This is a genomic window from Arthrobacter sp. PTI12 (assembly GCF_056679915.1).
This window is the reverse complement of sequence record NZ_CM155256.1, coordinates 1,635,441-1,658,482: the sequence shown is the minus strand read 5'-3', so window position 1 is coordinate 1,658,482 and position 23,042 is coordinate 1,635,441. Positions and strand designations below refer to the sequence as shown.

Here is a 23,042-nt window from a genome sequence, read left to right as displayed (position 1 = left end):
CCGGCCCGGAAGGGTCAGTACCTGATCAGGCACCCACCCGGAAGCGAGCAAATTCCTTGGGCTCGACAGAAGCTTCCTTCAGTACCTGGGCAACCGACTTCTTGGCGTCCTTGGCGAACGCCTGGTCAACCAGCACGCCCTCCTTGAAGAACCCGGTCAGGCGGCCTTCGACGATCTTGGTGAGGGCGGCCTCGGGCTTGCCTTCGGCGCGTGCGGTCTCATCGGCAATACGGCGCTCGGTCTCGACCAGCTCTGCCGGTACGTCCTCACGGGTGAGGTACGTGGGCGAGTAGGCGGCAATGTGAACTGCCACATCATGGGCAGCCTCAGCCGCGGCGTCTCCGCTACCTTCAACGGCGAACAGCACGCCCACCTGTGCGGGGAGGTCCTTTGACGTCTTGTGCAGGTAGGCATCGACAATGGCGCCCTCGACGCGTGCCACGCGACGGATGTCGACCTTCTCGCCGAGCAGCGCACCGGCCTCGATGACATGTTCGGAAACCGGCTTGCCGTCAAGGGTGTAAGCGAGCAGTGACTCAACGTCAGAGGCGCCGGACTCGATGGTCGCAGCGAGCACCTTGTTGGCGAACTCGATGAACGGCCCGGCCTTGGCCACGAAGTCGGTTTCGCAGTTGACCTCGACCATGACACCGACGTTACCGTCAACCTTGGCGGCCACGAGACCTTCAGCGGTTGAGCGGCCTTCGCGCTTGGTGGCGCCCTTCAGGCCCTTGATGCGGATGAGCTCCATGGCCTTCTCGGCATCGCCGTTGGCCTCGTCGAGCGCCTTCTTCACGTCCATCATTCCGGCGCCGGTCCGCTCGCGGAGAGCCTTGATGTCAGCGGCAGTGTAGTTTGCCATTTGAACTCCTCAGATGTGGGTTTCTCGTCAAGTATTGAGTAAAAGTTCTCCGGATCTTTCTCCGGCACAAGCGAAAGGGTGCGGGCTTTGACGTCCCGCACCCTGTCGATGAAACTACTTGCTCTCGCTGTTTGCAGCTTCCTCAGCAGGAGCGTCAGTTGCGGGGGCTTCCTCAGCAGCGGCAGCCGGTGCTTCTTCAGCGGCGGGAGCTACTTCAGCGGCGGGAGCCTCAGTTGCCGGAGCTTCCTCAGCAGGCGCGTCTGCAGCGGGAGCATCAGCAGCGGGTGCACTCTCGGCAGGTGCGGCGCTACCCTCAAGCAGCTCACGCTCCCACTCGGCGAGCGGCTCTTCTGCTGCGGCAGCATCATTGCCGGAGGACCGGTTATTGCGGGCGATGAGACCCTCAGCAACGGCGTCAGCGACAACGCGGGTCAACAGGTTGACTGCGCGGATGGCGTCATCATTACCCGGGATCGGGAAATCAACTTCGTCAGGATCACAGTTGGTGTCGAGGATGGCGACAACCGGGATGTTGAGCTTCTTCGCCTCGTCGATTGCGAGGTGTTCCTTCTTCGTGTCGACAACCCAGACGATGGACGGAGCCTTCGTGAGGTTGCGGATGCCACCCAGGTTGGTCTCGAGCTTGGTCAGCTCGCGCTGCAGCAACAGCAGTTCCTTCTTGGTGTGCCCGGAACCGGCGACATCCTCGAAGTTGATCTCCTCAAGTTCCTTCATGCGCTGGATGCGCTTGGAAACCGTCTGGAAGTTGGTGAGCATGCCTCCCAGCCAACGCTGGTTGACGTACGGCTGGCCAACACGGGTTGCCTGCTCGGCAATTGCTTCCTGTGCCTGCTTCTTGGTGCCGACGAACAGGACGGTGCCGCCGTGGGCAACAGTGGCCTTGATGAACTCGTAGGCGCGGTCGATGTAGGACAGCGACTGCTGGAGGTCAATGATGTAGATTCCGTTGCGCTCCGTGAAAATGAAGCGCTTCATCTTCGGGTTCCAGCGACGGGTCTGGTGGCCGAAGTGGACGCCGCTGTCAAGCAGCTGGCGCATGGTAACGACTGGCATGCCGTTCCTTTCGTTGGGCAGCACAGGCACTGCTGTGTTCTGCCGGTTTGACGGTTGATGTCCCGCGGGTGAACGCGGGGGTCCTGGTGCCCGTCAGCTGTGCGCTCACTCCTCCAACCGGATTTCTCCGGACCGCTGGAGCAGTGTTCCCAGGCGTAAGCTCACTCATGAAAATCGATGGCGAGATGCCTGCGAATCGGGGACACGCGTAGTCAGTTCCCGACACCCAACGGACCGAAAGAGCCTTTCATGGCACGACGGGATACGGAGAACTGCTTCATCAAGTGTACTACAGCCGCCACATCCCCCGGACTGGCAAAGGCAGGCGTCACTCCGCCTCCACAACACTCCACCTGCACAACACTCGACCTGCACAGCGCGCCGCTTCCGCTGAAGCTGTCCACATAGAGCGCACGACGCCGATCCCGCGCAGCCAGGCTCGTTCACAGTGGGTGGGTGGCTACTTTCGCGAATATATTCCGCTTCCTGGCGGGCGCCGCCGTCTGCATCGGACTGCTGCTCTCCCCCGGGCCGTCGCCTGCTTCCTCGAATCCGGAAGCTCCCTGGAGTTGGCCGCTCGACGGAACCCCGCCCGTACTGCGGCACTTTGACCGGCCGCCGGAACCCTGGATGGCTGGGCACCGCGGTGTTGACCTCGGCGCGTCGGACGGCGTAGTCCTCAGCCCGGCTGAGGGCGTGGTGGTGTTCGTCGGCACGGTGGTGGACCGGCCGGTACTGACTCTCGACCATGGCGGCGGACTGTTATCCAGCTTCGAACCTGTGACAGCCTCGGTAGCGGAAGGAGATACGGTCGTTGCAGGGCAGGAGGTGGGGCGTATCAGCACGGAACCCCACTGCCCATCCCTGTGCGTGCACTGGGGCGTGCGGGAACACGGGGAATACGTCAACCCACTACCCTTCGTCTCGGACCGGCGGCCGTCAGTCCTGCTGCCGCTGGCCGATCCCTGAGCCGGTGCAGCGACTTAGACGAAGGCAGCAATTCCCGTGATGGCCCGACCCGTCACAAGCGAGTTGATTTCGTAGGTTCCCTCGTAGGAATAGACGGCTTCGGCATCGGCGAAGATCTTGGCCATCTCGTAGTCGGTGACTATGCCGTTGCCGCCGAGGATGCTGCGGCCCAGGGCAACTGTTTCCCGCATCCGGGCAGTGGTGAACGCTTTGGCGAGGGCGGACTGCTCATCCCGCGCGCCGCCATCGTCGGCCAACTGCGCCAGACGCACCATCATGCCCAGGGAGCTCACCGTGTTGCCGAGCATCTCGACCAGCTGCTGCTGGATGAGCTGGAAGGACGCGAGCGGGCGGCCAAACTGCTGGCGCTCCACGGCATACCGCCGGGCAACATCGAAGGCTGCCAATTGTTGCCCTACAGCCTGCCACGCCACCGAAAGCCGTGTGATGCGCAGGACCTTGTTGGTGTCCTTGAAGCTGTTGGCGCCGGTGAGCCGGTAGTCGTCGCTGATCTGGAGGCCGTCGAGCACAATGTCGGCATTTTCAACGGTGCGCAGAGCGGTTTTGTTCTCGATCTTGGTGGCCTTGTAGCCAGGTAGCGAGGTGTCAACCATGAACCCCTTGACCTGGTTGTCCGCAACATCACGGGCGAAGATGACAACCCAGTCGGAGAAGGTAGCGTTCCCGATCCAGCGCTTTGCACCGTTGAGGACCCACCCGTCTCCGCTGCGCTCCGCGGTTGTCCGCGTACCGCCCGCGACGTCGGAACCGCCGAGCGGTTCCGTCAGGCCGAAAGCGCCGATCTTTTTCATGGCGTAGATGTCCGGAAGCCATTCGGCTTGCTGCTCCGGGGAGGCGAGCGTCTCGATGGAGCCGGTGAACAGGCCGTCGTGAACACCCATGAACGTTGCAATAGAGGTGTCGGCACGGGTGAATTCGGCGTGCAGCAGGCCCGCGAACAGGTTTGAATAGCCCAGCCGTTTGACTGGAGACACAATGTCCAGCTCGGCGATCCGCGGGATCAGCTCAGTGGGAAAAGCGCCAACGTTCCACCAGGACGCTGCGTGCGGGCGGACTTCCTGGGCCAGCCATTCCCTCACCTCAAGGAGCCGGGTACGCTCCTTCGGGTCGAGCATCTGCTCGAAGAAGTAGAAGTCGCCGTCCGCGTACGGCAGGTTGTCAGCGTCGATTGCGGGTGCACCCATGAAACGTTCCTCACCATCAGTCGCACCGGCGCTCAACTGCACCGGCGCTGTCCGTACCCTCGCGGTGCGGATCACCTCGGCCTATGTTACCCGCGGGTAACTTCCAGTGCCACCCGTGCGCACGATGCAAAAAACCCCGGCCCATCCGGACCGGGGTTTCCTGCACGAGTAGGGCTGCTGGGGCTTGAACCCAGGACAAACGGATTATGAGTCCGCTGCTCTAACCAGCTGAGCTACAGCCCCGCAACGCCGACGACGCGCCGGCGCAGTCCATTGTAGCCACGATGGTGGCCGTGAATCAGACGGCTAGACCGTTTCGGTGTCGTGGAACCTGCCGAAGTAGAGGTCCTCGAACGTGGACAGTGTGGCATCGATGCTGTGCTTTTCAACCATGGAACGGCTCATCTTCCCCATCCGCTCGCGTTCAGCCTCCGGCATGGAGATGATTTCGGTAAGGCGGCGGCCCAGCTCGGCACTGTCATGGGGAGTGAACAAATAGCCGTTTGCCCCGTCTTCGACCAGGTGCGGCAATGCCATGGCGTTTGCCAGCAGAACCGGGGTGGAAGCGGACATCGCCTCGAGTGTGACCAGGGACTGCAGTTCCGCTGTCCCCGGTTGGCAGAACACGGTGGCACGCAGGTACGCCTGACGGAGTTCCTCATCAGAGATGAGGCCGTGAAATGTGACCCGGTCTTCAAGCCCCAGCCGCTTGACCTGCGCCTGCAGAGCCGGTTTCACTTCTCCCCCGCCGACAATCTCCAGGTGCAGGTTCAGCTCGCTGGGAGTCTTCGCGACCGCGTCGATGAGCACGTCGACGTGCTTTTCCTCAGCGAGGCGCCCCACGAACAGGGCGGTCGGGTGACCGGGATGCTCGAGCTGCTCGCCGGGCCTGGCCTCGTACGCTGCCGCGTCGATGCCGTTCGACAGCGGCAGCACTTTGCGCAGAAACGCGTGTTCGTGCATGGCCTTTGCGGCAAGAGGCGTAGGCGTGGTCACAACGTCTGCTTTCCCCATGACCTTGCCCATGTCGCGCCAGGAATTCTTCGCGACAATGTTCTTGAACCACTTAGGGAAGGGCAGGAAGGGGTTCAGGTTCTCCGGCATGAAGTGATTGGTGGCGACCACACGGATCCCGCGCTTCACGGCTTCATACAGCGCGTACTCACCCACCATGTAGTGGCACTGGATGTGCACCACATCGGGCTGCACCCGGTCGAAGAGCATGCTGATCTCGCGCTTGATTTCCCAGGGTAGGCAGATCCGCCAGTATTCGTGGGTGGGGACAGAGTGCGAACGGAGTCGGTGCACCGTCCAGTCTCCGCCCGGCTCGGTGAAGCTCCGGCCGTTGATCGTGTTCGGGGCAAGAACGTGAACGTCATGGCCGCGGGCCGTCATCCCCTTGGCCAGGCGGTAGCCGAACATGGAGGCGCCGTTGACATGCGGCGGGTAGGTGTCTGCAGCGATCAGGATGGTCAGCGGCGCATCTGCTGCCGTATCGGTCACGAAGTAGTCCTCGGGTTGGCAACGGTGGGAGAAGTTACGGGCGTTACCGCCGTCGTGCTTCTTTCTGTCGCTTGACCACATCGGGATGGTGGCGCGACAGTGCTATTACTCCAACAATAGCAACGATGGCGGCCGCTCCCATGGCAATTGCAATCACCGATTCAACGTTTGGCTGGAGTTCACCCAGCACCACTATGCCGACGGCAATTCCCACGATGGGATCAATGACCGTGAGGCCGGCAATCACCAGATCCGGCGGGCCGGTGGCATAGGCGCTCTGGACGAACCATGAGCCGAGGCCGGCGGCTGCGATGATCGCAATGACGCTGTAGATGGGGACGTTGAGAAAGACCCGGCCGTTTGGGTCCAACAGGTGCGTAGCAATGATCTTGGTCAGCACGGCAACGAAGCCGAAGAGGACGCCGGCGCCGAGAATGTAGGCGAAAGCGCTGAGCCTGCGCTTGAAGACGACGGCAAGCGTGCCGAACAGTGCGACGGCGATGCACAGCAGCAACACGGCGGTCAGTTCCTGGTCCGGCAGGACAACATGGTCTTTGCGTGTCACATTGAGTGCCAGCAGCACGAACAGCGCACTGCCTGCGACGCACGCGGAGATTGCGACGACGGTGGGCCGGTTGATGCGCACGCCCTGGTCCCTGGAGTTCACGACGGTGGTGATGACCAGCGCGATGGCGCCGATCGGCTGCACAACGGTGAGGCTGGCCAGGCTGAGGGCGATGACGTTGCACACCATCCCGGCACCGAGCAGGATCAGGCCGAGGATCCAGCGCGGATTGCGCAGCAACCGGACGAACCCTGTGGAGTTGAGGGACAGCCCGCCGGTATTGGAGCGCACCGCACTGCCCTGGCGCTGGGCACCGACAGCAAGGAAGCAGGCGCCGAGGAGCGCAAGGAGTACCGCTACCCAGGCCATGCGCCCGCTTTCGTCATGCGGTGCGCTCCAGCCGGTACACCCGGTGCGACGCCGTGAAATAACCGTAGAACGCAATGACGTGACCGATGCACCCGAGGATCAGCAGCACGTTGGCGGTGATCTCGAGCCACAGCTGGTCGAACCCTTCCACACGCTGCAGGAGCAGGAGGGGGGATCCCACCAGCAGCAGTGCGGTCCGGATCTTGCCGATGTTGGACACGGGCAGACGCAGCCGTCCGCCGAAGAGGATCAGGACGTTGATGATGAGAATTGCATCAGGGATCACGATGGCCCACACGAGCCAGGCGGGCGCAACGCCGTCCACCACGAAGGTCACGGCAACCACGATCAGCGCCGTTCGGTCTGCCACGGGATCAAGCCACTTGCCCACCGAGGACACCTGGCTGAACCTGCGGGCGATATAGCCGTCGATCCAGTCGGTTGATCCGAGCAGCACCAGGGTGATGACGGCCGCGGCATATTCGCGCTGGACAATGAACATCACAAACAGCGGGACCCCAAGGAACCGGACAACGGTGATGATGTTCGGTACGGTCCAGAACGTGTCCAGTTCGGCCGTCGCCTGACCAGGCTTTCCCCCGGCGCCAATAAGTCTGATCACAGTCCCTCCGCTCCCATTATGCAGGCAGGGCCCTGGATGCACCGAAGCGGCTGACGCAGCGTCCGCGCGATGTGCAGTGCCTACTTGGCGACGAGCCGTCTTACCATGACAGCGATTGCAGCGGCAGAAGCGGCGACAACGCTTAGTGGCTTCCAGCGGTCAGCGAGCGTCTGGTTGTGACGTGCAGGGGCAGATGACCCAGGAGTGTGGGTCACGCGGGTCGAGCCGCTACGGGTCCGCTGCGCTTCCCGGGCATGAACTGCCGAGGACTTGGCTTGGGCGGCGGCGGTGCGCGCGCGTGATTTCGTGTGGTCCACCTGGGACTTGAAGTCCAGTCCGCGCCCGAGATCATCCCTGGTTTCTGCAATGTGATCGCGGCGGCGGCCGGAGCGGCTGCGGAGCTCAGCGTACGACGGCGCAGGCGGCTTGGGGTCCCCTGTTTCCTTGTGCTTGGGCTTCTTTTCTTCCTTGGGCTTCTTGACGTCAAGCGTGGCCGGGTTGAACTTGCGCCCTTCCTTGAGCACACCGATGTCATACTTGATGCCGCGAATGGCGTCTTCCGGCAGGAGCGGCAGCGCCTTCTTGAAGCGGGACAGGCCCATCAGTGCTGCAATGGCGGCAATGATGAGGAACAGGGCAGCGAAGCACAGAGCAGCCAGCCAGGGGGGCATGACCGTAGCCAGGCCCATGATCGCCGCGACAATGAGGGCTACGGCAAGGAATGCCACAAACACCAGCGCTACGACGAAGAACGCCGCAGCAATGCCGGCCGTGATGCCCTTCTGTTTGAGCTGTTCGCGGGCAAGCGAGACTTCGTCGCCCAACTGGCGCGGGGTCAGCCGCAGCAGCAATCTGATCAAGCCGATCACCGACGGCTTGCCGCCGGCCCGGTTCACCCGCGTGCTGGTCGAGCTGTCCATATGCCCTGCTCCCATCCGTTCATCCTGCATCTGTTCCCAAAATTACCACTGACGCATACTTCCCGCCCGCGCCCGGGCCGATCACCGGCTCAGCGGGCCGGCAATTCGTCCCGGTCCTCGAGTTCCCGGCCGGCATACTCCTGAAGCTGGGTCTTCACAAACCAGAAGGAAACAACGGCGAAGCCGGTGAACACCGCGTACATGATCCAGACGCCAAGGTTCTCACTGACCCAGGGAAATGCGAGCGTGACAATGAAGTTGAAAATCCAGTTCACCATCGTGGCTACGCCCAGTGCGATGGAGCGCACCTTGTTCGGGAACATTTCTCCGAGTGTCACCCACATGACCGGCCCCCACGTCGCCGCGAAGAAGATGACGAACAGGTTTGCGCCGACCAGGGCCACCGGTCCCCATGCCCCGGGGAGCGAAACATCCGCTCCGCTCCCCGTTGCCTGCGCGAAGGACACGGTTGCGGCGAGAAGGCCGACAAACATTCCTGCGGAACCTACCAGCAGCAGCTTGCGGCGGCCGATCCTGTCAACGAAGAAGATGGCCACGAAGGTCATCGCGACGTTGATGATCGACGTGATCACCGACGTCGTAAATGACTCGCTCTCACTGAACCCGACTGACTGCCACAGGGTGGTGGAGTAATAGAAGATGGCGTTGATGCCGACAAGCTGCTGCAGGGCAGCAACGGTCATGCCCACCCAGAGAATGGGCTGCAGGCCGAGCATCGATCCGCGCAGATCACGCAGCGTCGTCTTGTCCTCCATCCGGAGGGTGGAACGGATCTCTGTCAGTTTGGCGGTGGTGTCCCGAATACCGGTCACGCGGGACAGCACATGTGCGGCTTCTGCGTCGCGGCCACCGCGAATCAGATAATGGGGCGATTCCGGAATGGTCAGCGCCAGCACTCCGTAGATGATTGCCGGTACGATGCCGACAAGCAGCATCCAGCGCCAGGCCGGCAGCCCCCACCACAGTTCTCCGGTGGCTCCGCCTGCCAGGTCGGCAAGCCAGGCGTCGGACAGCAGTGCAGCGAAGATGCCGACGGTGATTGCCAGCTGCTGAATGGATGCGAGTCCGCCACGCCACTTGGCCGGAGCGATCTCGGCGATATAGCCGGGCGCGATGACTGATGCGACTCCGATGGCGACGCCACCGATGAGGCGCCAGAGCATCAGGTCCCACTCGCTGAATGCGAAACCGGATCCGACCGAGTTGATCAGGAAAAGGATAGCTGCGCCCAACATGACGCGTTTGCGGCCGAGCCGGTCCGCGAGTTCACCGGCAAACCAGGCGCCCGCGGCACAGCCCAGGAGCGTGATCGCGACAGTGAACCCCAGGACGGCTTCCCCCAGGCTGAAGTCTTCCTGGATAGCGTCAACCGCACCATTGATGACGGCAGTGTCGAAGCCGAACAGGAGTCCACCGACAGCGGCCGCGACACTGACTCCGATGACTTTTCCCATGTGCGGCTGCGGTGCACCTGAGGGCGCACTTGTATCCCGATCTCCGGCGTTCACGTTGTTTCTCCTGACCTCTGCGCTACCCTGTGGACCTCTGAGCTGCATTTCACCCTACGACAATCCGAAGCCTACTGAGCACCCGGGTGTCAGCATTCATAGCGGCAGGTCTTCCGCGAGGTTGGCTGAGGGCCCTAAGATGGATGTTGATTCGTTCCGGCAACCACCTCGATGCCTCGACCGGCTCTCCACCACCTTTCGTCTGCAGCGCCGCAGTGCGACTCCCGCATCCGCCACGCCAGATAGGTATCTGTTGAGCACCACCACGCACCCCGGCGACGCGCTCACCAGGCGCCAGAAGCTGATCTACGTTGTCATTCTCGGCACGCTCACCGCGCTCGGTCCGTTCACTATCGACCTGTACCTGCCCGCGTTCCCGGCACTGCAGGATGATCTCGGCGTCACCGAGGCTGCTGTGCAGCTCACCCTGACCGGAACGATTGTGGGCTTTGCTGCAGGCCAGCTGATCGTGGGTCCGCTGAGTGACAAGGTGGGCCGGCGCCTGCCGCTGATCATGGCCACCAGCCTGCACGTCATCGCCTCGCTCGGGGCCGCGCTGTCCACAGAGATCGGCATGCTCATGGTCTATCGTGTGCTGCAGGGAATGGGCGCAGCCGGAGGCGGCGTGGTGGCCATGGCGATGATCCGCGACCTCTTCAGCGGCTACCCACTGGTTCGCATGCTTTCCTACATGGCGCTGGTGAACGGGATGGCCCCCATCTTCGCGCCCGTCATCGGGTCCCAGTTACTCGTGATCATGCCGTGGCCCGGAATCTTCTGGTTCCTCGCCGCGTACGGGTTCCTGGTGATCCTCGCCGTCTCGTTGTTCATCATTGAAACCCTGCCTGCGGACCGGCGGAAAGCGTCGTCGTCCACGGCTCTTCAGCGGTATCGCGCGGTGCTGACCGACCGTGTCTTCATCGGCATTCTGCTGGTGGGCGGCATGAACTTTTCGGGCCTGTTTTCCTATCTGTCGGCATCGCCGTTCCTGTTCCAGGACGTGTACGGGCTTGATCCCCAGCAGTACGGGCTGCTCTTCGCAGTGAACTCGCTCGGCATTGTGGCTGCTGTCCAGATCAGCGCCCGGGTGGTCCGGAGGGTGGGTCCGCAGTGGATCATCGCCTGCTCCACCGCGGCAATGCTCGCGATGGCGCTCCTGATGATCCTCTTCGACTACCTCGGCTTCGGATTCTGGGGTACCGCGGTTCCGCTCTGGTTCTACATCTCGGCTGCCGGCTTCACGTTCCCCTGCGTCCAGGTGCTCGCGCTGGCCAACCATGGCGCGCAGGCCGGAACCGCCGCGTCACTTCTCGGCGCGACCACCTTCGGGTTGGCTGGGATCATCTCACCGATTGTGGGAGTTCTCGGGATAGCGTCAGCCACACCCATGGCGGCGGTCATGGCCTGCTGTATTGCCCTCGGGATTGTGTTCCTCTGGACGATTGTGCGGCCGAGGACCGTACCCGCGATCAGCTAGCCAGCTCCTCTCAAGCGACGGCCAGGGACAGCAGGCTCTACGCCTGGTGCCCGGCGCGTTCGGCTGTACGCGTGATGTTGCGCGCCATGGAGGCGAACACCACGCCGTGGAACGGCAGCACGCCGAGCCAGTAGAGCCGGCCGGCCAGGCCGCGGGGGAAGAAGATGGCGCGCTGGCGATATTCGCTCGCTCCGCCGTCGGGCACTACCGAGAGTTCGAGCCAGGCTCGTCCAGGAAGTTTCATTTCCGCCCGCAGACGGAGCTTCTCGCCGCGCACCAGCTCTTCGACGCGCCAGAAGTCCAGGGCCTCTCCTGCCATCAGCTCCGACGAGTGCCGGCGTCCGCGGCGCAGGCCGACACCGCCGGCGAGCTTGTCCAGCCAGCCGCGGGCAGCCCACGCCACGGGCCAGGAGTACCAGCCGTTTTCCCCGCCGATGCCTTCGATCACTTTCCAGACCGCGGGAGCGGGTGCGCTGGAGCGGAAGGTGCGCTCGTCCTTGTAGACCGTGTGGCCGGCCCACTGTGGGTCGGAGGGAAGCGGATCCGCGACAGCGTCGCGCTGCGAAGCTCCCGCCCAACTCGTTTCCACCTCACCGGCGCTCATTTTGTTCAGGGCGAGGTCGACGGCGGCGCGATAGTCGGTGAGCCCGCCCTCCGGCAGCGGCACATACTCATGGATGTCTGCTTCGGCGGTGACCGCGTTGTGCTGGAGGGATTCAATCAGCGGCATCGCCATAGCCCGCGGGATGGGGGTCACGAGGTTCACCCAGTGCCCGGCCAGTCGCGGAGTGAGCACCGGCAGCGCCAGGACCGTTCGACCGGGCAGACCGGCGGCTTCCGCATAGCGCTTCATCATGTCCGCGTAGGTCAGGACGTCTCCGGAACCGATGTCGAAGGTCCGGTTGAGCCCCTCCGGCAGGTCCAATGCGCCGAGGAGGTAGTGGATGACGTCACGCACGGAGATGGGTTCGATGCGGTTCAGTACCCACTTCGGCGCGGGCATGACCGGCAGTACATCGGCCAGGTGCCTGATCATCTCGAAGGACGCGGAGCCGGAACCGATGACGACGCCGGCCTGGAAAGCGATGGTGGGAACGCCCGATGCCAGCAACACTTCACCCACGGCCACGCGGGAGCGCATGTGCGTTGAGAGCTTTACACCCTGCGGGTGGAGACCGCCGAGGTAGACGATGCGCTTGACGGAAGCCTGCGAGGCAGCCTTGGCGACGGTCGATGCGATCTGCGCTTCCCGCTCCTCGAACCCCCGTCCGGAGCCCATGGAGTGCACGAGGTAATAGAGCGTGGAGACGCCCTCGCTTGCACGGTTCATAGTTTCGGCGTCCTGCAGATCGCCTTCGACCACCTCGACCTGCGCTGCCCACGGTACGTCCCGCAGCTTCTGGGGTGACCGCACAACCACGCGGACCCGCCGGCCGTCTTCCAGCAGCCGGGAGACGAGCCGACCTCCGATATATCCAGTGGCGCCCGTTACCAGAACAAGATCATCATTGCGCATAGGGGTCAGACTACGCGCCCAGCCTGAGTGGCAACCCGGCGGCTAACGAGAAAGGCTCCTGACCGGCGAAAACGCAGGTCAGGAGCCTATTTGCTCCCCCGACTGGACTTGAACCAGTAACCCTTCGATTAACAGTCGAATGCTCTGCCAATTGAGCTACGGGGGAAAGCAGCAGAAACAACTTTACATAGGAAAACCGGGTAAGTGAAATTGGCCGGCTGCTAGTCCGAGCGCAGGGCGCGGCGTTCCATTTCGAGCTCCATCAGCTCCCGGTTCAGTTGCTGAAAGAGGGATGGATCAGCCGCCGGATCGAGCCTCTGCAGTGAGCTCAGCTTCTCTGCCTTCAGCCGGGTGATGCGCAGCTCCGAGAGCCTGCTGAGGATGTCTCGGCAGTACGCGGCCATCCCCTCTCCATCCGTCGCGGGCAGCGGCGTCACGGCGAGTTCGCTCACATAACCACGCAGCATGTCGGGAACCTCCTGGCGCACCCGTTCCACCCAGTTCGATGCGGAGTCGGCTCTGTCTCTCCCTGTAGTTCCGGCAGCACGCACTGCATCATGCAGCGCGGCGTAGGCGGGCACGGAGAAGCGGGAATCAGAAAAACGGTCCCACTGGTCCTGATCAAGCAGTTGCGGATACTGGAGAACCACCTCGAGCGCTTCGCGCTCCATCCGTGCAACAGGATCACGCGGATCTGGACGCCGGAACTGCGGCACTTCTTCCACCAATTCAGGGCCGCTGCCCGGTGCCTGGGCGGGCTGGCGGCTCTGCGGGTTCTGTGCACCCTGCTTGCCATCCTGTGCCGGTTGGGTTGCCCGCTTTGCCGCGGCCGTGACCGCGCGCGCCACCTGGTCCTCGCCAACGAATTGCATGCCGAGCCACCGGGACAGTTCCCGGGTGTAGACCGACCTCAGGGACACATCGCGGATGTTGGCCACGATGGGAGCCGCGTGCCGTAGCGCTTTTGTCTGGCCCTCGCCGGTGGAGAGATCGAACTGGTCAAACGATGCTTTGATGGCGAACTCAAACAGCGGGCGCCGGGTGCTGATGAGGTCCTGAACGGCCTGGTCCCCCGCGGTCTGTCGCAGCTCGCAGGGGTCAGCGCCGTCAGCGCCGACCGCCACATAAGTCTGCGCGTTGAACCGCTGATCCTCCTCGAAGGCGCGCAGTGCCGCTTTCTGCCCGGCGGCGTCGCCATCGAAGGTGAAGATGACCTCTCCGCCGGTGCCGTCGTCGGACAGGAGCCGGCGCGCGATCTTGATGTGCTCGGCACCGAAGGCCGTGCCGCAGGTGGCTACGGCGGTGCCTACTCCGGCGAGGTGGCACGCCATGACGTCGGTGTAGCCCTCCACCACCACGAGCTGACGTGACTTTGCGATCTCCCGTTTGGCGAGATCGATTCCGTACAGGACCTGCGACTTCTTGTAGAGGGTGGTCTCAGGGGTATTCAGGTACTTGGGCCCCGGGTCATCCTCATACAGCTTGCGGGCGCCGAATCCCACGGTGTCCCCGGTGATGTCCCGAATGGGCCACATGAGCCTGCCCCGGAAGCGGTCGTAGAGCCGGCCCGAGTTGTTGGACGAAACACTGAACATGCCGGTCAGCTTCAGCTCGTCCAGGAGAAACCCGCGGCCGGTCAGGTGATTGAGCAGGCCGTCCCACCCCTGAGGCGCGTAGCCGACGCCGAAGTGTTCAGCGGCGGCCCGGTCGAAGCCGCGCTCCTGCAGGAAAGCGCGGCCGGTCGCCGCCTCTGGTGTCAACAGTTGGTCGCGGTAGAACTCCGCAGCAATCTTGTGTGCATCGAGGAGGCGCTGCCGCTTGCCGGAATCCTCGCGCCGGGGGCCGGTTCCGCCATCCTCATAGCGCAGTTCGAAAGAGATGCGTGCGGCCAGCTTTTCAACCGTCTCCGCGAAGGACGTGTGATCCATCTTCTGCACGAAGGAAATGACATCACCACCTTCACCGCATCCGAAGCAGTGATAGGAGCCCATGTGCGGACGGACATGGAACGACGGCGAGCGCTCATCGTGGAAGGGGCAAAGGCCTTTCCACGACCCCACACCGGCGGACTTCAGGGTGACGTACCCGTCCACCACTTCCTTGATGTCGGTGCGCTGGCGAACCTCATCGATGTCTTCACGCTTGATGAGTCCGGCCATATTATCCAGTCTAGTGTTCGGTCTCCGGTTCCGCCGTCCGGTAGCCCGGCCCTGTGAATACCGCTATCCGGGCGTGTGCATAACCCTCTACCAGAGCGCGGGAACGGGCCCGACAACCCTTTCGTGCAGGGCGAGGGCGGAGGCATCCGTCAGGGATGCCACCTGGTCGATCACCACGCGGAGGCGGGCGTCGTCGTCGTCCGCCTGGCGCCAATCGGAGGCGAACATGGGCTCAAGGAAGCTGTCCCCTGCGGCGGCCATCTGTTGCACCAGCGAGGACAGCACCTCACGTTGCCGCTCATAAATGGGCTGGCGGTGGACGCTGGTCATCACGTAGGTGGTTGCAAGGCCCTTCATCACCGCGATCTCGGTGACCGTGTCCTCGGGAACCACCATCTCGGCGGCGTACCGGGTGAGCGGGTCGGTGCCGTAAATGCCCCGTGTTGTCTGCAGTGCACTGAGGCAGAAACGACCGATCAGCTGGCTGGTCATGTTCTTCAGCGCGGCCATGGCTTTGCGGCTGCCGTCAGCCTCGCGAACCCAGACGTCCGTTGCTTCCAGCCGTGCGAGCGCAGCGTCGACGGCGGCCGGATCGGAGTGCGGCAGGTACCACTGCTGGGTGTACCCGACAACGCGGGCGCGGTGGTCGGGGTTGTCCATCCACTTGAGCTGGAAGTGACCGGCCACGATGGCGTCTTCGACGTCATGGACGGAGTAGGAGATGTCATCGGCCAGGTCCATGACCTGCGCTTCAAGGCAGGACCGGCCGGCCGGTGCCCCCTGCCGCAGCCAGGTGAAGACGGGGAGATCGTCCTCATAGGCGCCGAACTTCGAGGTGCGGTGTCCGTGGATCACCGGCGCGTTCACAGCAGTCCACGGGTACTTGCACGCGGCATCGAGGCTGGCTCGGGTGAGGTTGAGCCCGGCCGGTTCGCCGTCGGCACGGATGACTTTGGGCTCAAGCCGGGTCAGGAGCCGAAGTGTCTGTGCGTTGCCCTCGAACCCGCCGATGGAGTGCGCCAGGTCATTCAACGTGGCCTCGCCGTTGTGCCCGAACGGAGGATGTCCAAGATCGTGGGAGAGGCAGGCGGCGTCGACGATGTCCGGGTCGCAGCCGAGGGAGCGACCCAGCTCCCGCCCCACCTGCGCCACCTCGAGGCTGTGGGTCAATCGGGTCCGCACGAAGTCGTCAGTATCGGGGGCGACCACCTGCGTCTTCGCGCCAAGCCGTCTCAACGCCGAGGAGTGGAGGACGCGTGCGCGGTCACGCTCAAAGTGCGTACGATGCAGGCTCTTGGGCGCTTCATCGACCCAGCGCTGCATGTCCGCATCCGTGTAGCCGGGAGTAATCGGCGCTGCATTGCCGACGGGGGAATTCTGCATGTGCTCAGCCGCCCTATCCACCCGATATGTCGACTTCCGCCGCGGCGATGTCCGCCTGCTGTTCAGGATTGAGCTGGCGGGCCTCGAGCCACTTGTCCGGCAGCGACGTGCGCTTGGGTGATCCCGCACGCCCGCGCGGTCCTTCGGCGTCAGTGCCGGGATACGGAGACGTGCGGTCCAGTTGATCGAGCAGACCGCGCAGAACCTCGAGCGTGGGTACGGCGGCGAGCGCTGCACGCAATTCTCCACCCACCACGTAGCCCTTGAAGTACCAGGCCATGTGCTTGCGGATGTCGCGCAGCGCCATCATCTCGTTGCCGAAGGTGTCCACCAGCAGCTCCGCGTGGCGGTACACCGTGTCCGCCACCTGCCCGAGCCCGGGCTGGTGCCGCTCATCCCTGCCCTCGAAGGCGTTCATGAGGTCACCGAACAGCCACGGCCTACCCTGGCAGCCACGGCCTACCACGACGCCGTCAACACCAGTCTGCTGAACCATGCGGATTGCGTCTTCCGCACTCCAGATATCACCGTTTCCCAGTACCGGAACATCCGGCAGGGCCTCACGCAGCTCGGCGATGGCGTTCCAGTCGGCTTTGCCGGAGTAGAACTGGGAGGCAGTGCGTCCATGCAGCGCAACGGCGGCCACGCCGGCATCGCGCGCGATCTTGCCTGCCTCACGGAAAGTCAGGTGATCCTCGTCGATGCCTTTGCGCATCTTGATGGTCAACGGGATGTTCCCCCGCGAAGCTTCCCGGACGGCCGTCTGCACGATGCCGGTGAAGAGGTCGAGCTTCCACGGAAGCGCCGCTCCGCCGCCCTTCCGGGTGACCTTCGGGACCGGGCAGCCGAAGTTCAGGTCAATGTGGTCCGCGCGGTCTTCCTCGACGAGGATACGAACGGCGGCTCCGACGGTCTTGGGGTCCACGCCGTACAGCTGGACGGAGCGCACCAATTCATCCTCGTCATGGGAGATGATGCGCAGGGACTCCGGATTGCGTTCGACGAGGGCGCGGGACGTCACCATTTCGGAGACGTACAGGCCGCCGCCGTACTCGCGGCACAGCCGGCGGAACGCTGTATTGGTGATGCCGGCCATGGGAGCGAGAACCACAGGGGTATCGACGGTTATCCCGCCCAGGCGCAGCGGCGGCAGGTCGAGCCGCGTGGAGGTAGTAGTCGGTGCAATGCTCACCCAACCATTGTCGCAAGACAGGGCAAATCGAGGGGCGTCAGCCCTGCCTCTGCTCGCGCATCTCCCTGCGGCTCGGCAGCGCGCCCGCCGCAACCTGCCCGCTGTGTGCGCCTTCAGCCGGCTGCCCAGGCGCCTCCTCGGCGGCGAGCGCTGCAGGGGTGGGTGCGCCGTCGTGCTGTTTCCTGGAGACGACCGGACCGGCTCCACGGCCGACCGCCTTGACCACCAGGACGGCAACCAGCGTGGTAACCGGGATGGCAAGAACCAGGCCTATTGATCCGACCAGGGTACGAACCACCTCCTCAACGAGTTCACCGCTGGTCAGGGCGGTCATCAGGGAACTGTCCTGTAGCGACACGAGGATCAGCAGTGGAAGGGCGGCGCCCGCGTAGGCAAAGGCAATCGTGTAGACCGTTGAGGCGATGTGGTCGCGCCCAATGCGCATGGCCCCGGCGAACAGCCGCCGCGTGGACGTTCCTGGCGCCAGTTCGTAAAGCTCCCAGACCGCCGAGGACTGGGTGATGGTCACATCGTTGAGCACACCGAGCCCGGAAATGATCAGTCCGCAGAGGATGATTCCGGAGAGCGAGACCTCAGGCGCTGCATTGATCAGTGCACTTGCGCTGTCATTGCCCACACCGGTGAGGTTCGCGGTGTCCGTGGCCCAGGCTGCCAGCAGCGCGGTGATGGCGAGTCCGAAGATCGTGCCGAGCAGCGCCGTCGAGGTTCGCGCCGAGAAGCCGTGCGCAAAGTAGAGGACCCCGAACATGATGACAACCGAGCCCACCAGCCCCAGCAGCAAGGGAGGTTTGCCCTCGATCAGCCCGGGCAGCATGAACTGTGCCAGGACGAAGAGCGCGCCCACCAGTCCGATGATCGCCCGAAGTCCGCGCCACCGGGCAACAGAAACAACGACGACGGCGTACAGCACCGCGAGCGCTGCCACGGGGAGCGTGCGCACGAAGTCCACGAAAATGTAGGGCGTGCCTGCACCGTTGATGACACCGTCGAGATTGAGGTAGCGGATTGAATCGCCCGGTTCCACCTGACCGGAACGTGCAATTTCAGGGTTGAGTTCCACCGGAACGGCTGAGCCGCCGGAGTCAGGCTCTGTGTAGGCGACCAGGCACTGCTGCGCTTCGCCGCCGGCGTCGACGGTTGGTTGGGAGGACGGGCAGTCCTCCGAAACCACGCGCTGCACCGTACCCACATCCATTGAGGTGCCGGGCGCGGTGGCGAGCGGATCGGCAACGGTGATGCCGGACCGGTCGGCGCCCGGCCACAGCATCATCATCGCGACGAGTGTGATGACGCCGAGCGGAACAAGGATCGCCGCGAGGAGAAAATTCGCCCGCCGGCGCGTTCTTGACAGGGCAGCGATCTGCTCCGGGTTGGGTGGAGGAGCGGCCCCGTCAGAAGGATGGATATGGCTGTGGCCCACTCATCGTTCCTTGCTGTCGGTGTACTACTGGCAGGATGGAAACCGGTCTGCCTGGTGCGGAGTCCCCCGAGGATTCTACGCAGGATGGCGGTCGGGAGCAGGGACGCAGTGCATGGCCTGTGTGTATCCGGATCGGAAGTGAGTGGAGGGTGCATGGCGAAGGAAAGGTTCAGTGAAGCCGACCAGGATGCGGCCGACGGGATGGCGCATGCGCCGGAAGTGACGGTCCGGCCGGCGGCTGGCGCCGTACGCGGGGTTGTGCTGGTGCTGCACGGTGGGCGCTCGAACAGCTTCGAGCCGGTGCGGTCACGACACCTGAGCCCGGCACGGATGATTCCGTTTGCCCGGCTGCTTTCTTCCTGGGGATCCCCGGCCGGGCTTGAGACCTGGAGCCTGCGGAACAGGGTGCGAGGATGGAACGGCGAGCACATGTCCGCGCTGCACGATGCGCGATGGGCGCTGCAGCAGATCCGGAAGCGTCACCCCGGCAAGCCTGTCTACCTGCTGGGCCACTCGATGGGTGGCCTGACGGCCCTGTGCGCGGCGGATGATCCGCAGGTCCGCGCCGTCGTAGCCCTGGCACCATGGCTTGACAGCACAACGCCGCTGCAGCAGGTGTCCGGACGAAGAGTGCTCATCGTCCATGGGGACGCGGACCGCTGGACCTCGCCGCGGCAGTCACTGAGATACGCGCAGCGAATTCAGCACATTGCCGACGACGTCCGGTACGTCACGCTGACCGGTGCCGGACACTTCATGTTCACGAAACTTTCCGTATGGCACGAGCTCAGCGCCTCTTACCTGCTGAAGAGTTTCTCCGACGACACCGGCGCACCGGTGGACGCGAAGTACCTCCGGCGCGCTGCGGACGTGCTCGTTGAACCCTCACCGCTCGGCGTCACGCTGTGAACCCGTTGTCCCTATCCCCCCGTTCGAAGCGGGGCGTCTGAACGATGGCCTGGGTTCCGAAGCAGAGCGTTCGGTTCTACCGCATGCTGGTGCACAGCGGTCTGCTGCTGCGGTGGATCTTCCGGATGCGCGTCATGGTCAGCGGCGAATCACATCTGCCTTCCGCGCACGCAGGCACGGGGGTGTCACGAACGCCTGTGCCTGGAGAGGGAGCGGTGTTCGCTATCACCCACTTCGGTTACCTCGACTTTGCGTTTGCCGAGCTTGTGCTGTGGAAGCATACCCGCGCCCAACTGAAGTTTCTGATTACCAAGGCTGCGGCGTCGCACTGGTTTGCAGGACCGGCCATCTCCGCCTGCGGACACGTGATCGTCGACCGCAGCGCAGGCGCGGCGGCCTACGAGGGTGCGCTCGAAAAACTTCGCGCCGGCGAGTACATCGCCATCCTTCCCGAAGCCGGTGTGAGCCGTAGCTTCACGGTGCGCGAGCTCAAGACGGGCGCGGTACGCCTTGCGGCCGAAGCCGATGTGCCGCTCATTCCCGTGTCAGTCTGGGGAGCGCACCGGCTGATGACCCGCGGTCACGGGTTCTCACTCCGCCGGGCCTGGCGTGCACCAATCCGGGTTCACATCAGCGAACCGATCAGGCATACCCAGGACGCGGACATAGCCCTCGAGACGGAACAACTACGTGCGGAACTGCAGGACGGCATTGACCGCGGGATTGCTGATTTTCCGCTGGTGCCGCCACCTGGCGCGTGGTGGCAGCCTGCCCATCTCGGTGGAGGTGCGCTGACCGAGGCCGAGCGTGCTGCAGCGGATGCACGGGACGCCGCGGCCGGACGTTACCGCCGCGGATGATCTAGGCGACGCGGGTGACGCAGGCGACAGGACTTCGGTCAGTCGCTGACAACCCGCGTTTCCGCCACGACCCTGGCGGCACCAGTGGCAAGCAGCGGATCAAGCACCTCAACCAGCGCGGTCATGGAGTCATCAACCTCCAACTGCACGGGGTACTGATACACCAGCATCGCCAGCAGCGACGCGACGGCAGCGCTCTGCTCGCTGGGCCGCAGGCCTGTGTCGCACCCGATGAGCACGTCTGCCGGCGCGTCCGTTCGGCTCTGTGTGTAGCTCAGCGCGAATGCCGCAATCGCACCGCCGGCGCTCCTGGGCTTGTCACGCAGGACCACGGCACCACCGGCACCTGCCGTATCAGCGAGCAGGAACTGCTGCGCCTGGCCCAGCGTCATATCAGCCGGGTCCCACGAGTGCACCGCGTTGTACCACTCGGTCACCGCCCTGGTGAGCTCAACCGAACCGGTTGCAGCCTCCTCAAGCTGGGGGCCGTCGTCGTCGTCGAAGTTCGGTACCGCGAGCGCTCCGGGTGCAACCTCGATGATCCGCGAGCGCTGGATCTCCCGGAAGCCTGCCGCCGCTGCGAAGGCAGCGCCGTCAGATCCGGGGACCACCTTTGCCCGCAGCGTGGAAACGCCCGACGGCGACGAGCCGGCTTCGTGGCGGAGCATTCCCAGGAGCGTGGCGGCAATCCCTGTTCCCCGATGAGCCTGGCTGACCTCAACGTAGGCCCAGAGCCGCTGATCATGAAGCTTCGGCTCGAAGACGTAAGCGGCAGCGACCGGCACGGCCACACCGTCCATTGCATCTTCTGCCACGATGCAGCGCAGCCACGGGGAATCCGACGACGGCCGGAACAGTGCCCGGGACTGCTCCGCCTGCGGATTCGGCGGGCCTCCCCACACCTGCAGGAGTTCGAGGTCGTCGCCGTCACGCCAGGGGCGGTACTGGATTGCCACTTACGCGCCTACCAACCGCTGCGCCAGGTAGCCCTCGACCTTGTCGAGGGAAACGCGTTCCTGGGCCATGGTGTCGCGTTCACGGATAGTGACGGCCTGGTCTTCGAGCGTGTCGAAGTCCACGGTGATGCAGAACGGGGTACCGATTTCATCCTGGCGGCGGTAACGACGGCCGATGGCACCGGCGTCGTCGAAGTCGATGTTCCAGCTCTTCCGCAGCTGGGCTCCCAGATCCTTGGCCTTGGGCGAGAGGTCCTCGTTGCGGCTGAGCGGGAGAACGGCGGCCTTCACCGGAGCAAGACGCGGATCGAGCTTGAGGACGGTGCGCTTGTCCACGCCGCCCTTCGCGTTGGGCGCCTCATCTTCTGCGTAGGAGTCCACGAGGAACGCCATGAAGGAGCGGGTCAGCCCGGCGGCAGGCTCGATGACGTAGGGGGTGTACCGCTCGTTGGTGGCCTGGTTGAAGTAGCTCAGCTCTGTGCCGGAGTGCTTCGAGTGCGTGGAGAGGTCGAAGTCGGTGCGGTTGGCGACGCCCTCAAGCTCACCCCACTCGGAGCCGGAGAATCCGAAGCGGTACTCGATGTCCGTGGTGCCCTTGGAGTAGTGGCTCAGCTTTTCCTGCGGGTGGACGAAGAGGCGCAGGTTGTCCGGGTTGATGCCGAGGCCGGTATACCAGTCGAACCGTTCCTTGATCCAGTACTCGTGCCACTCATCATCGGTGCCGGGCTCGACGAAGAACTCCATCTCCATCTGCTCGAACTCACGGGTGCGGAAGATGAAGTTTCCGGGCGTGATCTCGTTGCGGAAGCTCTTGCCGATCTGGCCGATGCCGAACGGTGGCTTCTTGCGGGACGTAGTGAGCACGTTGTTGAAGTTCACGAAGATGCCCTGCGCGGTTTCGGGCCGTAGATAGTGCATGCCCTCTTCACTGGCAACAGGGCCGAGGAAGGTTTTCAGCAGACCGGAGAACTCCTGGGGTTCCGTCCACTGGCCGCGGGTGCCGCAGTTGGCGCAGGCAATGTCCGCCAGGCCGTTCTCCGCGGGCCTGCCCTTCTTCTCCTCATACTCTTCCTCGAGGTGGTCAGCCCGGTAGCGCTTGTGGCAGGAGAGGCACTCCACCAGGGGGTCGGAGAATACTTCGACGTGGCCGGATGCTTCCCATACCTGGCGGGGAAGGATAACCGAGGAGTCCAGACCGACGACGTCCTCGCGCCCACGGACCATTGACTGCCACCACTGGCGCTTGATGTTTTCCTTGAGCTCGGCGCCAAGGGGTCCGTAGTCCCAGGCGGAGCGGGAACCGCCGTAGATTTCACCGGCCTGGAAGACGAAGCCGCGCCGCTTGGCGAGGGAAATGATTGGGTCCAGGGCTGAAACCTGCTTGGCCACGATGAATGCCATCCTCTACATGTTTGGACAGGCCGCTGGGTGCGGTCGTCGTTGTGCCGTGCGGAACGGCCCAGCAGCCGGAATTCAACGCGAACTGCCGTGCCGGACCGGGCGGGCGAAGCTACTACCTTAGCCTACCGAA

General features: G+C 64.0%; 19 protein-coding genes and 2 tRNA genes. 4 read left to right on the top strand and 17 right to left on the bottom strand.

Annotation, left to right across the window (positions count from 1 at the left end; all coding sequences use genetic code 11):
- Positions 1–25 precede the first annotated feature (25 nt).
- The gene (gene tsf / locus AC1MBU_RS08055) at positions 26–862 is read right to left on the bottom strand and encodes a translation elongation factor Ts (RefSeq protein WP_277359639.1); all 837 of its coding nucleotides are present in this window, start codon (positions 860–862) and stop codon (positions 26–28) included.
- 114 nt (positions 863–976) lie between these two features.
- A complete protein-coding gene (rpsB, locus tag AC1MBU_RS08050) occupies positions 977–1,936 on the bottom strand; it encodes a 30S ribosomal protein S2 (protein ID WP_277359640.1) in 960 nt (319 codons plus the stop codon).
- A 456-nt stretch (positions 1,937–2,392) separates the two neighbouring features.
- On the opposite strand from rpsB, the gene AC1MBU_RS08045 reads away from it, so the two are divergent.
- On the top strand, positions 2,393–2,905 hold the full coding sequence (locus AC1MBU_RS08045; protein WP_346028853.1) for a M23 family metallopeptidase: 513 nt from the start codon (positions 2,393–2,395) through the stop codon (positions 2,903–2,905).
- 14 nt (positions 2,906–2,919) lie between these two features.
- Here the strand turns inward: AC1MBU_RS08045 and AC1MBU_RS08040 are convergent, their stop codons facing one another.
- The 7 genes from AC1MBU_RS08040 to AC1MBU_RS08010 all read right to left on the bottom strand — a co-directional run bounded on the left by AC1MBU_RS08040 (position 2,920) and on the right by AC1MBU_RS08010 (position 9,618).
- Entirely contained in the window at positions 2,920–4,110 is a 1,191-nt protein-coding gene (locus AC1MBU_RS08040; protein WP_277359642.1) for an acyl-CoA dehydrogenase family protein, read from the bottom strand.
- Positions 4,111–4,279: 169 nt separating this feature from the next.
- Positions 4,280–4,353, bottom strand: a tRNA-Ile gene (locus AC1MBU_RS08035).
- A gap of 63 nt (positions 4,354–4,416) precedes the next feature.
- Complete coding sequence (locus AC1MBU_RS08030; protein WP_479789703.1) at positions 4,417–5,613, bottom strand: glycosyltransferase; 1,197 nt, start codon at positions 5,611–5,613, stop codon at positions 4,417–4,419.
- Positions 5,614–5,656: 43 nt separating this feature from the next.
- Entirely contained in the window at positions 5,657–6,547 is an 891-nt protein-coding gene (locus tag AC1MBU_RS08025) for a DMT family transporter (protein ID WP_346028852.1), read from the bottom strand.
- 13 nt (positions 6,548–6,560) lie between these two features.
- Entirely contained in the window at positions 6,561–7,169 is a 609-nt protein-coding gene (locus tag AC1MBU_RS08020) for a CDP-alcohol phosphatidyltransferase family protein (RefSeq protein ID WP_318533044.1), read from the bottom strand.
- Positions 7,170–7,249: 80 nt separating this feature from the next.
- The gene (locus tag AC1MBU_RS08015) at positions 7,250–8,104 is read right to left on the bottom strand and encodes a phage holin family protein (protein WP_479789702.1); all 855 of its coding nucleotides are present in this window, start codon (positions 8,102–8,104) and stop codon (positions 7,250–7,252) included.
- A gap of 74 nt (positions 8,105–8,178) precedes the next feature.
- Positions 8,179–9,618: a sugar porter family MFS transporter gene (locus AC1MBU_RS08010; protein ID WP_479789701.1), complete on the bottom strand. Its 1,440-nt coding sequence runs from the start codon at positions 9,616–9,618 to the stop codon at positions 8,179–8,181.
- Positions 9,619–9,871: 253 nt separating this feature from the next.
- On the opposite strand from AC1MBU_RS08010, the gene AC1MBU_RS08005 reads away from it, so the two are divergent.
- On the top strand, positions 9,872–11,095 hold the full coding sequence (locus tag AC1MBU_RS08005; protein WP_479789700.1) for a multidrug effflux MFS transporter: 1,224 nt from the start codon (positions 9,872–9,874) through the stop codon (positions 11,093–11,095).
- A 37-nt stretch (positions 11,096–11,132) separates the two neighbouring features.
- On the opposite strand, the gene AC1MBU_RS08000 is transcribed toward AC1MBU_RS08005, so the two are convergent.
- The 6 genes from AC1MBU_RS08000 to AC1MBU_RS07975 all read right to left on the bottom strand — a co-directional run bounded on the left by AC1MBU_RS08000 (position 11,133) and on the right by AC1MBU_RS07975 (position 18,786).
- Entirely contained in the window at positions 11,133–12,611 is a 1,479-nt protein-coding gene (locus AC1MBU_RS08000; RefSeq protein WP_346028849.1) for an SDR family oxidoreductase, read from the bottom strand.
- A 93-nt stretch (positions 12,612–12,704) separates the two neighbouring features.
- Positions 12,705–12,777 (bottom strand) — tRNA-Asn (locus AC1MBU_RS07995).
- A gap of 55 nt (positions 12,778–12,832) precedes the next feature.
- Positions 12,833–14,770, bottom strand: a complete 1,938-nt coding sequence (gene dnaG / locus AC1MBU_RS07990) for a DNA primase (protein ID WP_479789699.1) — start codon at positions 14,768–14,770, stop codon at positions 12,833–12,835.
- Positions 14,771–14,857: 87 nt separating this feature from the next.
- Positions 14,858–16,153 (bottom strand): deoxyguanosinetriphosphate triphosphohydrolase, encoded by a 1,296-nt coding sequence (locus AC1MBU_RS07985; RefSeq protein WP_277359870.1) that lies wholly within the window; start codon positions 16,151–16,153, stop codon positions 14,858–14,860.
- A 13-nt stretch (positions 16,154–16,166) separates the two neighbouring features.
- Positions 16,167–17,345 carry a tRNA dihydrouridine synthase DusB gene (gene dusB, locus AC1MBU_RS07980; protein WP_277359871.1) on the bottom strand — a complete coding sequence of 393 codons (1,179 nt, stop codon included), beginning with the start codon at positions 17,343–17,345 and terminating at the stop codon, positions 16,167–16,169.
- Between the two features lie 37 nt (positions 17,346–17,382).
- Positions 17,383–18,786, bottom strand: a complete 1,404-nt coding sequence (locus tag AC1MBU_RS07975; RefSeq protein WP_479789698.1) for a YibE/F family protein — start codon at positions 18,784–18,786, stop codon at positions 17,383–17,385.
- A gap of 153 nt (positions 18,787–18,939) precedes the next feature.
- Here AC1MBU_RS07975 and AC1MBU_RS07970 point away from each other — a divergent pair, with 153 nt between their 5' ends.
- Positions 18,940–19,695 carry an alpha/beta hydrolase gene (locus AC1MBU_RS07970; RefSeq protein WP_479789697.1) on the top strand — a complete coding sequence of 252 codons (756 nt, stop codon included), beginning with the start codon at positions 18,940–18,942 and terminating at the stop codon, positions 19,693–19,695.
- Positions 19,696–19,739: 44 nt separating this feature from the next.
- Positions 19,740–20,555, top strand: coding sequence for a lysophospholipid acyltransferase family protein (locus AC1MBU_RS07965; protein WP_277359577.1), 816 nt, complete (start codon positions 19,740–19,742; stop codon positions 20,553–20,555).
- 38 nt (positions 20,556–20,593) lie between these two features.
- On the opposite strand, the gene AC1MBU_RS07960 is transcribed toward AC1MBU_RS07965, so the two are convergent.
- The gene (locus tag AC1MBU_RS07960) at positions 20,594–21,511 is read right to left on the bottom strand and encodes a GNAT family N-acetyltransferase (RefSeq protein ID WP_277359576.1); all 918 of its coding nucleotides are present in this window, start codon (positions 21,509–21,511) and stop codon (positions 20,594–20,596) included.
- Positions 21,512–22,903, bottom strand: coding sequence for a glycine--tRNA ligase (locus tag AC1MBU_RS07955; protein WP_056549224.1), 1,392 nt, complete (start codon positions 22,901–22,903; stop codon positions 21,512–21,514). It lies immediately after the preceding gene.
- Positions 22,904–23,042: the final 139 nt, after the last annotated feature.

Excerpts from the sequence above, each read along its gene's own strand:
- AC1MBU_RS08000 (WP_346028849.1), bottom strand. The coding sequence starts at position 12,611 with ATGCGCAATGATGATCTTGTTCTGGTAACGGGCGCCACTGGATATATC.
- AC1MBU_RS07970 (WP_479789697.1), top strand. The coding sequence starts at position 18,940 with ATGGCGAAGGAAAGGTTCAGTGAAGCCGACCAGGATGCGGCCGACGGG.
- AC1MBU_RS08040 (WP_277359642.1), bottom strand. The coding sequence starts at position 4,110 with ATGGGTGCACCCGCAATCGACGCTGACAACCTGCCGTACGCGGACGGC.
- tsf (WP_277359639.1), bottom strand. The coding sequence starts at position 862 with ATGGCAAACTACACTGCCGCTGACATCAAGGCTCTCCGCGAGCGGACC.
- dnaG (WP_479789699.1), bottom strand. The coding sequence starts at position 14,770 with ATGGCCGGACTCATCAAGCGTGAAGACATCGATGAGGTTCGCCAGCGC.
- rpsB (WP_277359640.1), bottom strand. The coding sequence starts at position 1,936 with ATGCCAGTCGTTACCATGCGCCAGCTGCTTGACAGCGGCGTCCACTTC.
- AC1MBU_RS07985 (WP_277359870.1), bottom strand. The coding sequence starts at position 16,153 with ATGCAGAATTCCCCCGTCGGCAATGCAGCGCCGATTACTCCCGGCTAC.
- AC1MBU_RS07965 (WP_277359577.1), top strand. The coding sequence starts at position 19,740 with ATGGCCTGGGTTCCGAAGCAGAGCGTTCGGTTCTACCGCATGCTGGTG.
- AC1MBU_RS08015 (WP_479789702.1), bottom strand. The coding sequence starts at position 8,104 with ATGGGAGCAGGGCATATGGACAGCTCGACCAGCACGCGGGTGAACCGG.
- AC1MBU_RS08025 (WP_346028852.1), bottom strand. The coding sequence starts at position 6,547 with ATGGCCTGGGTAGCGGTACTCCTTGCGCTCCTCGGCGCCTGCTTCCTT.